Raw genomic sequence first — 15,643 nt, 5'->3', positions numbered from 1 at the left:
GTCGCCCTCACCGCACACTCGGTCTATCGTCGGAAAATCAGCCTTGTTGCACCCGAGATACCGGGGCGCCGGTCTCGGGGGCAGGGCCGCGCCGCACTCTATCGGGAAGTACCGGCCGTCCGCTCGGCACCGTCCCCGCCGAGCAGCCCGGTCAGCAGCGGACCCAGCTGGACCAGCGCCTCCGGCTCCATCATGCGCAGGTGGGTGGAGTCGATCGCGTGCTCGGCCACCGGGCCGTCGGTGTAGCGCCGCCAGCCTGCCGCGCCCGCGTGCGGCTCGGCGCCCGCGTCCAACCGGGTGACGCCGACGAAGTCGATCCGGCCGTCGAAGACGGCGGGCCGGTACCGGGTGACGTGCTCGACCGAGCGCACCGCGCCCTGGTAGATCCGGCGGATCCGGTCGGCGGTGAGCACGGCCAGGTCGGCGGGGACCGACTCCAGCAACACCGCGAGCGCCTCGTCGCTCAGCTCGCCGAGGCTGCCCGCGTCCGGCAGCGCATCCGGAGCGATCCCGACCTCGGCGAAGGCGGTGCGCACTTCGTGGCGGAAATCGTCCAGGTCGATTCCGGGCACGCCGTCCAGCACGACCAGCGCGTCCACCTCGGCGCCCTGCTCCCGCAACCGCACCGCGATCGCGTGTGCCAGCACCCCGCCCAGCGACCAGCCGAGCAGCCGGTACGGCCCCTCCGGCCGCACCGCGCGGATCTCGGCCACGTACCTGGTGACGATGTCGGCCACCGAGAGCGGCCGCCAATCGTCCTCGGAGAGCGCGGGCGACTGGATGCCGATGATCGGCTGCTCCGCGGGCAGGAACCGGGCGAGCCCGGCATAGGCCCAGGCCAACCCGGACATGGGGTGCACGCAGAAGAGCGGGGGGCGGGTGCCGGTGGCCCGGATCGGCAGCAGCACGCCCATGGCGGCGTCGGCGTCGCCGCTCTCGGCGAGCGCGTCCGCGGCCCGCGCCGCCACCCCGGCCACCGTCGCGTCGGTGAAGAACACCGCGACCCGCAGCTCGGCGCCGCCGAGTTCGCGGATCCGGTTCACCACCCGGGTGGCGAGCAGCGAGTTGCCGCCCAGCTCGAAGAAGTCGTCGTCGGCGCCGACCCGGTCCAGCCCGAGCACCTCGGCGAAGGCGCCTGCCACCAGCTCCTCGCTGAGCGTGGCCGGGGCGCGGAACGCCCTGGCCGCGAAGACCGGCTCGGGCAGTGCGGCGCGGTCCAGCTTGCCGACCGGGGTGAGCGGGACGCTGTCCAGCACGGTGATCGCGGACGGCACCATGTAGCCGGGCAGCCGGGCGGCGACGTGCCTGGTCAGCTCCGCGGTGTCGATATCGCGGCCGACCACGTACGCCGCCAGCCTGCCGTCGCGCCCGACGGTCACCGCGAAGTCCACCGACTCGTGCGCGGCCAGCGCGGCGTCGATCTCGCCCAGCTCGATCCGGAAACCGCGCACCTTGACCTGGAAGTCAGAGCGGCCCACGTACTCGACCTCGCCGGTCCGGGTCCAGCGCACCACGTCGCCGGTGCGGTACATCCGCCCGCCCGGCACGTGCGGGTCGGCGACGAACCGCTCGGCGGTGAGCCCCGGCCTGGCGTGGTAGCCGCGCGCCAGGCCGGCGCCGGAGAGGTACAGCTCGCCCGCGACGCCCACCGGCACCGGCCGCAGCCCCGCGTCCAGGATCAGCGAGCGCATGCCGCGGACCGGGCCGCCGATGGTCACCGGCGCGCCGGGCAGCATCGGGTCGCTGATATTGGACATGACGGTGGTCTCGGTCGGGCCGTAGCCGTTGTGGAAGGCCCGGCCCGGCGCCGCCCACCTGCCGACCAGCTCCGGCGGGCAGGCCTCGCCACCGGCGACGAGCACCCGCAGCGACTCCAGCCCGGCCGGTTCGAAGGTGGCCAGTGCCGCCGGGGTGACGAAGGCGTGCGTGACCCGCTCGCGCTCGATCAGCTCGGCCAGCTCCGTACCGCCGTAAAGGTCGGCGGGCGCCACCACCAGCGCGCCGCCGCACGCCACCGCGAGCATCAGCTCCAGGATCGAGGCGTCGAAGCTGGGCGAGGCGAAGTGCAGGGCGCGGGTGTTCGCGTCGAGGCCGAAGCGCTCGGTCTCCACCTGGGCGAAGTTGGCGACGCCCCAGTGCGCCACCACCACGCCCTTCGGCACGCCGGTCGAGCCCGAGGTGTAGATGACGTACACCGGGTGGTCCGGGTGCAGCGGCCGGATCCGGTCCGCGTCGGTGATCGGCGCGGCGTCGAATTCGGCGGCGTCGATGTCGTCCAGCACCAGCCAGCGCGTCGAGTCAGGCAGGCCGTCGGCGACAGCGCGCACGGTGAGCCCGAGCACCGCGCCCGAGTCGGTGACCATGTGCGCGATCCGCTCGGCCGGGTAGGTCGGGTCCACCGGGACGAAGGCGGCGCCGGTCTTGGCCACCGCCCAGACCGCGAGCACCGAGTCCGCCGAGCGCGGGACGGCCAGCGCCACCCGGTCCTCCGGGCCCGCTCCGGCGGCGATGAGCAGCCGGGCCAGGCGGTTCGAGCGCGCGTCGAGCTCGGCGTAGCCGATGGTCTCGCCCCGGTACACCACCGCGGGCGCGGCGGGGTCGACCGCGGCGGCCGCGGCGAGCAGCTCGGGCAGCGGCCGCGGCAGCACGGCGGCCTCGCCCCACCTGGCGATCAGCTCCGCCCGCTCCCTCGGCGCGAGTATGTCGACCGCGCCGACCGGCGCCGCCGGGTCGGCGGCGAGCGCGGCGAGCAGCCGGACGAAGCGCTCGGCGAAGTCGGCGGCGGTCTCCGGGTCGAACAGGTCGGTGGCGTACTCCAGCAGCCCCGCGATGCCGCCGGGCGCGCCGCTGGAGTCGCGGAGCTCGCTGAGCGTCCACTGCAGGTCGAACTTGGCGACGGCGGTGTCGGATTCGACCCCGGCGATGCGCAGCCCGGGCAGCTCGAACTCGGTGGCGGGCAGGTTGGCCAGCGAGAGCACCACCTGGAAGAGCGGGTGCCTGGCCTGCGAGCGCACCGGGTCGAGCAGCTCGACCAGCCGCTCGAACGGGATGTCGGCGTGCGCGAAGGCGGCCAGATCCACGTCCCTGACCCGGGCGAGCAGCTCGGTGAAGGGCTCGGCCGGCTCGATGCCGGTGCGCAGCACCAGCGAGTTCACGAACATGCCGACCAGGTCGTCCAGCTCGGGCTCACCGCGGCCGGCGATGGGGGTGCCGACGGCGATGTCGTCGCCGCCGGAGAGCCGGGCCAGCAGCACCGCGAGCGCCGCGTGCACCAGCATGAAGAGCGTGACGTTGTGCTCGGCGGCCAGCGCGCGCAGCGCCAGGTGCAGCTCGGCGTCGACGGTGAACGGCTCCCGCGCACCGGCGAAGCTCGCGGTGCCGGGGCGGTGCCGGTCGGCGGGCAGCGCGAGCTCGTCCGGGAGTCCGGCGAGCTCGGTGCGCCAGAAACCGGCCTGCGCGGCGAGCACGCTCTCCGGGTCGTCCTCGGCGCCGAGCACGCGGCGCTGCCAGAGCGTGTAGTCGGCGTACTGCACCGGCAGCGGCGCCCACGCCGGGGTCGCCCCGGCCGCGCGCGCGGTGTAGGCGACCATGAGATCCCTGGTCAGCGGCCCGACGGACCAACCGTCGGCGGCGATGTGGTGCGCGACGAAGACCAGGACGTGCTCGTCGGTGCCGACGATCCGGAACAGCTCGACCCGCACCGGCACCTCGGTGGTGACGTCGAAGCCGTCGGTGACCACCGACTGCACGCAGGGCAGCAGGTCGTCCACGGTGACCAGCTCCGCGGCGAGGCCGTCGAAGGCCTCGCGCACCGAGACCACGCGCTGCTCCGGCCCCGCGTCGGTGCGCGGGTACACCGTGCGCAGCACCTCGTGCCTGCCGACCAGGTCGGCGACGGCCTGCTCCAGCGCGGGCACGTCCAGCGCGCCGGTGAGCCGGACCGCGATCGGGATGTTGTAGACCGCGGAGCCGGGGTCGTACTGGTTCAGGAACCACATGCGCTGCTGCGCCAGCGAGAGCGGCAGCTGCGCCGGCCGCTGCACCGCGACCAGCGGCGGCCGCGCGCCGGAGCCCGCGTGCTGCTCGGCCCGCGCGGCCAGCGCGGCCACGCTGCCCGCCTCGAAGATGGCGCGCACCGGGACGGTGGCGTCCAGCGCGGCGCCGATCCTGGCCACCACCTGGGTGGCGAGCAGCGAGTTGCCGCCGAGCGCGAAGAAGTCGTCGTCCGCGCCGACCCGCTCCATGCCGAGCACGTCGGCGAAGACCCCGGCCACGATCTCCTCGATCGGGGTGGCGGGCGCGCGGAAGCCGCGGGAGCGGAACTCCGGCACCGGCAGCGCCTTGCGGTCGAGCTTGCCCGAGGTGTTCAGCGGGAACTCGGCCAGCACGGTGACCACCGCGGGCACCATGTACCCGGGCAGCGCCGCGGTGACGCCGGCGCGCACCGCGTCGGGGTCGAGCTCGGCGCCCGGCGCGGGCATGACGTACCCGGCCAGGAATTCACCGGTCGCGCCCGCCGCCACCAGCACCGCGGCCTGCGCGACGCCCTCGACGCCGAGCAGCGCGGTCTCGATCTCGCCGAGCTCGATGCGCTGGCCGCGGAACTTGACCTGGAAGTCGACCCGGCCGCCGTAGACCAGTACGCCGTCGGCCCGCCAGGACACCACGTCACCGGTGCGGTAGAGGCGGGATCCGGGCGGGCCGAACGGGTCGGCCACGAAGCGATCCGAGGTGAGGTCGGGGCGCCGGACATAGCCGCGCGCCAGTTGTACCCCACCCAGGTACAGCTCGCCGGAGACTCCGGCCGGAACCGGCCGCAACCGCGAATCCAGCACGTAGACGGTGCAGTTCCACTCCGGGACGCCGATCGGGACGACGGCGGTGTCGGCGGCGGTGACCTCGTGGTAGGTCACCGAGACTGCGGCCTCGGTCGGGCCGTAGACGTTGTGCACGGCGGCGTCGGAGACCTTGGCCAGCGCCGCCACCGTCTCCGGGGGCAGCGCCTCGCCGATCACGAAGACGTCGCGCAGCGTGGCCAGGTCCGCCGCTGCCGCGTACTGCGCGAAGACGTTCAGCATGGAGGGGACGAAGTCGGTCCTGGTCACCCGGTGCGCGCGCACCAGCTCGGCGATGTGCCTCGGATCGCGCTGCGCGCCGTCGGCGGCGAGCACCAGCCGGGCGCCGGTCGCGGGCGGCAGGAAGTAGCCCCAGATCGAGACGTCGAAGGTGGAGGCGGTCTTCTGCAGGTAGACGTCGTCCGGCCCGAAGCCGTAGTGCGCGGCCATCCAGTCGATCTGGTTGGCCACCGCCCGGTGCGTGATCGTGACGCCCTTGGGGCGGCCGGTGGAGCCGGAGGTGAAGAGGGTGTAGGCCGGGTTGTCCGGCGACGGCACCGGAAGCGGGCCGTCGAAGCCGGGCTCGTCGTCCAGCTCCTGCACCACCAGCGGTGCCTGGACCTGGACAGGGAAGCCGGTCGCGGCGGAGATCAGCACCACCGCGGGGCGCGCGATGTCGAGGATGTGGCCGATCCGCTCGGCCGGGTGCGTCGGGTCGATCGGCACGAAGGCGCCGCCCGCCCGCAGCACCGCGTACATCCCGACCACCAGCTCGACCCCGCGCGGAAGGGCGAGTGCCACCGGCACCTCCGGCCCGACCCCGCGCGCCGCGAGCACCCTGGCCAGCCGCTCGACCCGCGCGGAGAGCTCCGCGAAGGTCAGCTGCTCGGTGTCGGTGACCAGCGCGACGGCCTCCGGCTCGGCGCGCACCCGCTCCTCGAAGCCCTGGTGCAGCAGTTCCCAGCGCACCGGGTGCGCGGTCGAGTTCCACTCGCGCAGCACCCGTTCGGTCTCGGCGGCGCCCGCGAGCGGGATGTCGCCGACGGTGCTCGCCGGGTCGCCGACGACGGCGCGCAGCACCCGCTGCAGCCGGGCGACGAACTCGGTGGCCGTGGCGCGGTCGAAGAGGTCGGTGGCGTAGGTGAGGCCGCCGACGATGCCGGCGGGGACGCCGTCGGCGCCGTAGTTGTCGCCGACGATCAGGTGCAGGTCGAACTGCGAGAGCGCGGTGTCGATCTCGACCCCGGCCAGGCTCAGCCCGGGCAGCTCCAGCTCGGCGGCGGCGAAGTTCTGGAACGAGAGCCCGACCTGGAACAGCGGGTGCCTGCCCTGCGAGCGGGCCGGGTTCAGCACCTCGACCAGCCGCTCGAAGGGCACGTCGGCGTGCGCGAAGGCCTGGATGTCGGTGGCGCGCTGGCGGGTGAGCAGCTCGGTGAAGCGCTCGTGCGGGGCGATCCGCGAGCGCAGCACGAGGGTGTTGACGAACATGCCGATGAGGTCGTCCAGCCCCGGCTCGGCCCGGCCTGCGATCGGGGTGCCGATCACCACGTCGTCGGTGGCGGCCAGCCGGGCCAGCAGCACCGCGAGCGCGGTGTGCACCACCATGAACAGGGTGGCGCCCTGCTCGCGGGCCAGGTCGGTGAGCGCGGCGTGCGTCTCGGCGTCGATCTCCACCGGAACGATGCCGCCCGCGTAGGAGCGCACCGCGGGCCGCGGGCGGTCGGTGGGCAGCTCGAGCTGATCGGGCAGCCCGGCGAGGGTGCGCGTCCAGTAGGCGAGCTGTTCGGCGGCGAGCGACTCCGGGTCGTCCTCGGCGCCGAGCAGGTCGCGCTGCCAGATGCTGTAGTCGGCGTACTGCACCGGCAGCGGCGCCCAGCCGGGGGCCTCCCCCCGGGTGCGGGCCGCGTAGGCGATCATCAGGTCGCGGGTGAGCGGGGCGACCGAGGCGCCGTCGCCCGACACGTGGTGGATCGCCATGGCCAGCACGAAGTCGTCGGGGGCGAGCTCGAGGAGCACCACCCGCAGGGGGACCTCGGCGGTGACGTCGAAGGCCGTGGTGACGAGTTCGGCGAGGGCGCCGGGGATCTCGTCGGGGGTGAGCGGGCGGATCCGCAGCTTCGGCGTCGCCTGCTCCGGCGCCAGGATCACCTGGGCCGGGCCGTCGGCGGTCTCCGGGTAGACGGTGCGCAGGATCTCGTGCCGCTCCACCACGTCGGCGATGGCGGCGCGCAGGGCCGCGGCGTCCAGTGCGCCGCGCAGCCGGACCGCGATCGGGATGGTGTAGGCGGCCGAGCTGCGGTCGAAGCGGTTCAGGAACCACATGCGCTGCTGCGCGGGCGAGAGCGGGATGTGCGCCGGGCGCGGCGCGGCGGTGAGCGGGGGCCTGGCGCCGCCGCCCGCGGCCTGCTCGGCGCGGGCGGCCAGCCCGCCGACGGTGGCGATCTCGAAGAGCACCCGGACGGGGATGTGCGCGTCCAGCGCCGCCCCGATCCGGGCCACCACTTGGGTGGCGAGCAGCGAGTTGCCGCCGAGGCCGAAGAAGTCGTCGTCCAGCCCGATCCGGCGCTCGGTGCCGAGCACCTCGGCGAAGACCCCGGCCACGATCTGCTCCACCGGGGTCACCGGGGCGCGGAAGGCCGCCTTCTCGAAGACCGGCTCCGGCAGGGCCTTCCGGTCCAGCTTGCCGCTGGCGTTCAGCGGCATGGCGTCCAGCGGGACCAGCGCGGCGGGCACCATGTAGCCGGGCAGCCGGGCGCTGAGGTGCTCCCGCAGCGCGGCGGGGTCGGCCGCGGCGGGGACGACGTAGCCGACGAGGCGGTCGCCGGTGTGCGGGTCGGTGTGCAGGACGACGACCGCCTGGGTGACCTCCGGGTGCGCGGTGAGCGCGGCCTCGATCTCCTGGAGCTCGATGCGCAGGCCGCGCAGCTTCACCTGGAAGTCGGTGCGGCCCAGGTAGGTCAGGGCGGCGTCGGGGCCGCGGCGGACCAGGTCGCCGGTGCGGTACATGCGGGTGCCTGCCGGGCCGAACGGATCGGCCACGAAGCGGTCGGCGGTGAGGTCGGGGCGGCCCGCGTAGCCGCGCACCACCTGCGTCCCCGCCAGGTACAGCTCCCCCGCGACCCCGGCGGGCACCGGGTGCAGCCTGGCGTCGAGGACGTAGGCGGCGGCATTCCAGACCGGCGTGCCGATCGGCACCGCGCCGGGCACCGTCGCCGGGACCGGGGTGTGCGTGGCGTGCACGGTGAACTCGGTCGGCCCGTACAGGTTGTGGAGCGCGGCCGGGGTGATCCGGCGGACGGCGTCCACCACGGCGCCGGTCAGCGCCTCACCGGCGAGCAGCAGCGCCCGCAGCGAGGTCAGCGCCGCCGGGTCGGCGCTCGCGGCGAAGACGCTCAGCATGGACGGCACGAACGAGGTCATGGTGACGCGCTGCTCGGCGATCACCTCCGCGAGGTAGCGCGGGTCGCGGTGGCCGTCCGGGCTCGCGACGACCATCCGGCCGCCGACGCTGAGCGGGCCGAACAGCTCCCACACCGAGACGTCGAAGGTGGCCGGGGTCTTGAACAGCACAACGTCGTCCGCGCCGATGCCGTACTCGGCGGTGATCCAGCGGACCTGGTTCACCACCGCCGCGTGCGGCACCGCGACGCCCTTGGGGCGGCCGGTCGAGCCGGAGGTGAAGATGACGTACGCCGGATTGTGCGGGCGCAGCGGCGCGATCCGGTCGGCATCGGTGAGCGGGGTGTCCGGATAGCCGGTGAGGTCGACGGCGCCGAGGTCGAGCGCGGCGTGTGCGCCTGCGTCGAAGCCCTCGCCGGTGAGGGTCAGCACCGGGGCGGCGGTGTCCAGGATGTGGCCGATGCGGTCGGCGGGCTGGTCCGGGTCGAGCGGGACGTAGCCGCCGCCCGCCGCCAGCACCGCGTAGGCGGAGACCACGAGATCCACCGAGCGTCGCTGGCCGAGCGCGACCAGGGTCTCCGGGCCGACGCCCGCCTCGACGAGGCGACGCGCGAGGCGATGCACCCGGGCGCCGAACTCGGCGTAGGTGAGGGTGCCGCCGTCGGGGTCGACCAGTGCGGTGGCGTCCGGGGTGCGGCGGGCCTGCTCGGTGAAGAGCTCCGGGAGCAGCCGGGTGGGGCCGAGGTCACGGGGGGCGACGGTGTGCGGCAGGTTCGCCGCTTCGGTGGCGGAGAGCAGCGGGATGTCACCGACGGGGGCGGCGGGGTCGGCGGTGACGCCGGTGAGCAGCCGGACGTAGCGCTCGGCGAAACCGGCGACGGTCGCCGGGTCGAAGAGATCCCTGGCGTAGGAGAATTCGGCGGCGATGCCGTGCTCGCCCGCCTCCCGCAGCGCGAGCATGAGGTCGAACTTGGCGGTGTCGATGGGGAAATCGACGGCGTCGGCCCGCAGCTCGGGCAGCTCCAGGCTCGTGGCGGGCAGGTTCTGCAGCGAGATCATCACCTGGAAGAGCGGGTGCCGCGCGGTGGAGCGCTCGGGGTCGAGGATCTCGACCAGCCGCTCGAAGGGGATGTCGGCGTGCGCGAAGGCGGCCAGGTCGTGGTCGCGGGTCTGCGCGAGCAGGGTGTCGAAGCCGGCGTCGGGGGTGATCTCGGTGCGCAGCACGAGGGTGTTGACGAACATGCCGATGACGTCGTCGAGCTCGGCCTCGCCGCGCCCGGCGACCGGGGTGCCGACGACGATGTCGAGGCTGTTCGAGAGCCGGGCGAGCAGGGCCGCGAGGGCGGCGTGCAGCACCATGAACAGGGTCGTGCCGTGCGCGCGGGCCAGCTCGGTCAGCGCGGTGTGCAGGGCCGGGTCGATCAGGAACTCGTGGCTGCCGCCCGCGAAGGACTGGGTGGCCGGGCGCGGGCGGTCGGCGGGGAGCGCGAGTTCGGCGGGGAGCCCGGCGAGCCGGTCGCGCCAGTACGCCGCCTGGGCGGAGAGCAGGCTGCCGGGGTCGTCCTCGGCGCCGAGGACCGCGCGCTGCCAGAGGCTGAAGTCGGCGTACTGCACCGGCAGCGGCGTCCAGGCGGGCGGCTGCCCGGCGGCGCGGGCGGCGTAGGCGAGCATGATGTCGCGGGTCAGCGGGCCCATGGACCAGCCGTCGGCGCTGATGTGGTGCGCGACGAAGGCGAGCACGTAATCCCCGGCGCCCTGCTCCAGCAGGGCGGCGCGGAAGGGCGGATCGACGGTCACGTCGAAGCCGGTGCCGAGCACCTCGGCGAGCTGCTCGTGCAGGTCGACGGCGGGGATCGGGGCCAGCGCCGGAGCGACCCGGTCCACCGGGAGCACCACCTGGTGCGGGATGCCGTCGGCATCGGCCGGGTAGACGGTGCGCAGCGTCTCGTGCCTGGCCACGACGTCGGCGACGGCGCGGGCGAGGGCGGCGGTGTCCAGGGTTCCGGTGAGCCGGACCGCGACCGGCAGGTTGTTGACCGCCGACTCCGGATCCAGGCGGTTCAGGAACCACATGCGCTGCTGGGCGAGGGAGAGCGGCACCCGCGGCGGGCGCACCCCCGCCACCAGCGGAGGCCGTTCATCCGTCTCGCCACTCGGCAGCGCCGCGGCGAGACCGGCGACCGTGGTCCGCTCGAACACCGTGCGCACCGGCACCCTGGCGCCGGTCAGCGCGCCCAGCCGGGCCGCGACCCTCGTCGCGACCAGCGAATTACCGCCCAGCTCGAAGAAATCGTCGTCCGCGCCGACCCGCTCGACCCCGAGCACATCGGCGAACACACTCGCCACCGCACGCTCGGCCTCGGTCGCAGGCTCGCGGTAGGCGCGCGCCGCCGCCTCCGGGACCGGAAGGGCGCGGCGGTCGAGCTTTCCACTGGGGTTGAGCGGGAGGGAGTCCAGCACGACCAGAGCCGAGGGGACCATGTACGACGGGACACCGGCGCGCACGTGCGCCAGCAGCTCGGCTTCGGAGACGGGCGGGGTCCCGTCGCCCGGGGTGCGACCGCTTCCGGAAATCTCCGCACCCGGTGCGGGAACCACATAACCCACCAGCCGGTCACCGGTAGCGCCACGCACCAGCTGCACCGCGGCCCGCTGCACGGCCGGGTGCGCGAGCAGCACGCTCTCGATCTCGCCCAGCTCGATACGCTGACCGCGCAGCTTCACCTGGAAGTCGCTGCGACCCAGATACTCCAGCGCCAGCCGGGGACCGGCGTGCACCCAGCGCACCACGTCACCGGTCCGGTAGAGCCGGGTCCCGTCCGGACCCGCCACGAAACGCTCCGCGGTCAGCCCGGGCGCCGCTGCATACCCGCGCGACAGCTGCACACCGGACACATACAGCTCACCGGCCGCGCCGACCGGAACCGGAACCAACTGCCGATCCAGCACGGCGACACCGGTATTGGCCACCGGAGCCCCGATGGGCACACTCGTCCCCCCGCGCGCTGCGGCGGCCGGGAAGGCACTCACCACGGTCGCCTCGGCGGGCCCGTACCAGTTGTCCAGCCGGACGCCGGGCAGCAGCGCCGCGGCGCGCACCGCCGTCTCCCTGGAGAGCGCCTCACCGGCGGCGAAGACGAACCGCAGCGTCGGAAGCGACACCTCCGGCACCGCATCAAGGAACGCCTCCAACATCGACGGCACGAAATGCACCGCCGTCACCGACCGCTCGGCCAGCACCCGCGCGATGTAGGCCGGATCCCGATGCCCCTCCGGCTCCGCGACCACGATCGCCGCCCCGGTCTGCAACGGCCAGAACAACTCCCAGGTGGAGATGTCGAAGGTGATCGGCGTCTTGAACAGCACCACGTCCCCGACACCGTGCGGGTACTCCCGCTGCGCCCAGCGGAACTGGTTCGCCATCTGCCGGTGGGTGATCACCACCCCCTTCGGCCGCCCGGTGGACCCGGACGTGTAGATCACGTACGCGACATTGCCCGGCTGCGGCGATCCACCCGAGAACGCCTGTCCCGCAACGTCGTCGACCGCGACCACGGGTACGTCGGCCGCCGTGGCGAACCCGTCCCGCCCGGTGGTCAGCACCAGCGCGGGCGCGGCACTGCCGAGCACGTACTCACTGCGCTCGACCGGGTGGTCCGGGTCGATCGGCACATACCCGGCGCCGGTGCGCAGCACGGCGTAGACCGCGACGACCAGCTCCACCGAGCGCCGCATGGCCACCGCCACCAGCGACTCCGGCCCGACCCCGCGCCCGGCCAGGTACCCGGCCAGCGCGCGGGACCGCGCGTCCAGTTCGCGGTAGGTCAGCGTCTCGTCGCCTGCGATCACCGCGGCGGCATCCGGGGTGCGCGCCACCTGCGCGTCGAAGAGCGAGACCAGCGTCGCCCCGTCCGCGAACTCCGGCGCGGCGGTGTCGTTCACCCGCGCCAGCACCGCGCGCTCGGCGTCGGTGCGCACATCGATCTCGGCGACCCTGGCACCCGGCTCGGTCACGAACCTCGCCAGCAGCGCGGCGAACCGGTCGGCCAGCACCCGCACCTGCTCGTCGTCGAAGACCTCGCGCAGGTACTTGATCTGCAGCTGCCACTCCCGGTCCGGCACCACCATGACGGTGAGCGGGTAGTGCGAGCCGTTCACCCCGGCCGCACCGGTGATGACCATCCCGTCCAGGGCGTCGGCGGCCGCGGTCAACGCGGCCGCGTCCATCGGGAAGGACTCGAAGACCAGCAGCGAGTCGAAGAGATCCGGCACCCCGACGGCCGCCTGGATCTCGCTCAGCCCCACGTAGTGGTGGTCGAGCAGCGCGGCCTGCTCGGCCTGCAGCGCGCGCAGCACCTCGGTGAGCGTGCTGTCCGCACCGAGCCGCACCCGCACCGGAATGGCGTTCAGGAACAGCCCGACCATGGACTCGACGCCGGGCAGCTGCGGCGGCCGCCCGGAGACGGTCGCGCCGAAGACCACGTCGTCGCGGTCGACCGAGCGGGCGACGAGCAGCCCCCAGGCCGCCTGCACCACGGTGTTCGCGGTGACGCCGACCTCGCTCGCCACCCGGGCGAGCCCGGCGGTCTGCTCGGCGCTCAGCGCGAACGCGAATTCGCCGATGCCGTCGGCCAGCTCGCGGCCGCGCCGGGCGGGCGCGAGCGGCGTCGGCTCGTCGAAGCCGGCCAGCGCCGTGCGCCAGGCGTCGACGGACGCGCCCTGGTCGCGCTGCGCCAGCCAGGCCAGGTACTCGCGGTACGAGCGCACCGGGGGCAGCGCGGCCGCGGAGCCGAGCGCGTAGACGGCGAGCAGGTCCTGCATGAGCAGCGGCATGGACCAGCCGTCGATCAGGATGTGGTGCGCGGTCACCAGCAACCGCCAGGCGTCGGGCGCGGTCCGGATCAGCGCGAAACGCAGCAGCGGCGGGCGGCGCATGTCGAAACGCTCGGCCAGGTCGGCGGCGAGCAGGCGATCGGTCTCCAGCGCCGCGGTCTCGGGATCGAGATGACCGAGGTCGACCGCCCGCCAGGGCAGCTCCACCCGGTCCAGCACCACCTGCACCGGATTGCCCGCGCCGTCCTCGGCGAAGGCGACCCGCAGGTTGTCGTGCCGGTCGAGCACCGCGGCGGCCGCGCCACGCAGCCGCTGGGCATCCACCCGGCCACCCAGATCGATCACGAACTGCGTCATGTACGCATCGATCGACGCCTCGGCCAGCAGGGCGTGGAACAGCATCCCGGACTGCAGCGGGGTCAGCGGCCACACCTCGGCGAGCCCGGGGTAGCGCAGCGCCAGCCGCTCCCGCTCGGCCTCCGCAACGGGGGCCAGCGCGAACTCCGCCTCGGGCGCCTCCGGCTCCGCGGTGTGCGCGCGCCCGGCCAGCGCCTCCAGCGTCCGGCTCTCGAACACCTCGCGCGGGGTGAAGACGACGCCGCGGGCGCGGGCCCGCGACACCACCTGGATGGCGGTGATGCTGTCGCCGCCGAGCGCGAAGAAGTCGTCGTCCAGCCCGACCCGCTCGGCCCCGAGCACCTCGGCGAGCACCTCGGCGATGGCGAGCTGCACCGGCGTCTCCGGTGCGCGGTAGGTCTTGTGGTCGAGCACCGGCTCCGGCAGCGCGCGGCGGTCCAGCTTGCCGACCGGGGTGAGCGGGATGGTGTCGAGCACCATGATCGTGGTCGGCACCATGTGCGCGGGCAGCCGCGCCTCGGCCAGCTCGTTCAGCGCCGCGGTGTCGACCGATGCCCCGGCGGCGGCGTGCACGTAGGAGACGAGAATGGTGGCGCCGCTGTCGAGTTCGTGGCCGACGGTGACCGCGAAGTCGATCCCGTCGTGCCCGGCCAGCACCGCGTCGATCTCGCCGAGCTCGATCCGGAAGCCGCGGATCTTCACCTGGAAGTCGTTGCGGCCCAGGTACTCGATCTCCCCGGACGGCAGCCTGCGCACCAGGTCGCCGGTGCGGTAGAGCCGGGAGCCGTTCTCCTCGAACGGATTCGCGACAAAGCGCGCCGCGGTGAGCGCGGGCCGCGCGTGGTAGCCGCGGGCCAGCTGCGCGCCGGTGATGTAGAGCTCGCCGACCACGCCGTTCGGCACCGGTCCGAGCCGCTCGTCCAGCACGAACTCGCTGATGTTGCGGATCGGCCTGCCGATCGTCACCGGCTCACCCGGCACCAGCGGATCGCTGATGTTGGTCATGATGGTGGTCTCGGTGGGGCCGTAGCCGTTGTAGAACTCGCGGCCGCCGAAGGCCCAGCGCCGCACCAGATCCGGCGGGCAGGCCTCGCCGCCCGCGATCACCACGCGCAGCTCGTCCAGCCCGGCCGGGTCCAGCGAGGCGAGCACCGCCGGGGTGATGAAGGCGTGCGTGGCGCGCTCCCGGCGCAGCAGCCGGGCCAGCTCGTCACCGCCGAAGACGGCCGGGTCGACCACGACGAGCGCGGCCGCGCCGCCGAGCGCGAGCAGCAGCTCCAGCACCGAGGCGTCGAACGAGGGCGAGGCGAAATGCAGTGCGCGGGAATCGCTGTCGACCCGGTACCGGTCGCGTTGCTCGTCGCAGAAGCTCTTCAGCCCGGCCTGGGTGACGACGACGCCCTTGGGCAGCCCCGTCGAGCCCGAGGTGTAGATGACGTAGGCGGCGTCCTCCGGGCGCAGCGCGCGGCGCCGGTCGACGGCGGTGACCCCCTCCGGCGACCACGCCTCCAGATCCAGGTCGGCGTCGATCGCGATCCACTCCACCGCCTCCGGCAGCTCGGCGCGGACCGCGCCGACCGCGAGCCCGAGCACCGCGCCGGAGTCGCGCACCATGTAGGCGACCCGCTCCCGCGGGTACCTGGGATCCACCGGAACGAACCCGGCGCCGGTCTTGGCGACCGCCCACACCGCGAGCACCGACTCCAGCGAGCGCGGAATACCGACCGCGACCAGATCGCCTGGACCGACCCCGCGCTCCAGCAACAGCCGGGCGAGCCGGTTCGAGCGCTCGTCGAGCTCGGCGTAGCCGAGGCTGCCGTAGGTCTCGTCGGCACCGGCGAACACCACCGCGGTGCCGTCCGGATTCGCCTCCACCGCCGACGTGATCAGCTGAGGCAGGGAAACAAGGCGCGACCTGCGAGTACGCGCAGCCCTGGGCCGGGCGGGACTGGTCATTCCCAGCTCACCCCGACAGCCCCGTCTCCCCGTCGCCTACCAGCCAGCACGTCACACCCACCGATCGTCCGCTCCCCTGTCAACACCGACTGGCCCCCAGAACAAGCATCGAATGCGGACACGTGGTCCGTTACCACCGATGCGGGCACAGCCGAGCGGCGTCCGCGCGGCGCGGGCTCCATGGGGAAACCGCGCTCCGGGCACTCGGGCCAGTTGGCGGACGCTACGCACTCAAGGGTGCAGGGCATCCGCACAGCATCGCA

General features: G+C 74.0%; 1 protein-coding gene. It reads right to left on the bottom strand.

The annotated features are described in order from the left end of the window. Positions 1-98 precede the first annotated feature (98 nt). Entirely contained in the window at positions 99-15,299 is a 15,201-nt protein-coding gene (locus ACFO0B_RS21125) for a non-ribosomal peptide synthetase (RefSeq protein WP_378614249.1), read from the bottom strand. Positions 15,300-15,643 lie beyond the last annotated feature (344 nt).

The organism is Nocardia jiangsuensis (assembly GCF_042650385.1).
GTDB lineage: Bacteria > Actinomycetota > Actinomycetes > Mycobacteriales > Mycobacteriaceae > Nocardia > Nocardia jiangsuensis.
The sequence above is the reverse complement of the archived record's forward strand: the minus strand, read 5'-3'. Positions and strand labels throughout refer to the sequence as shown.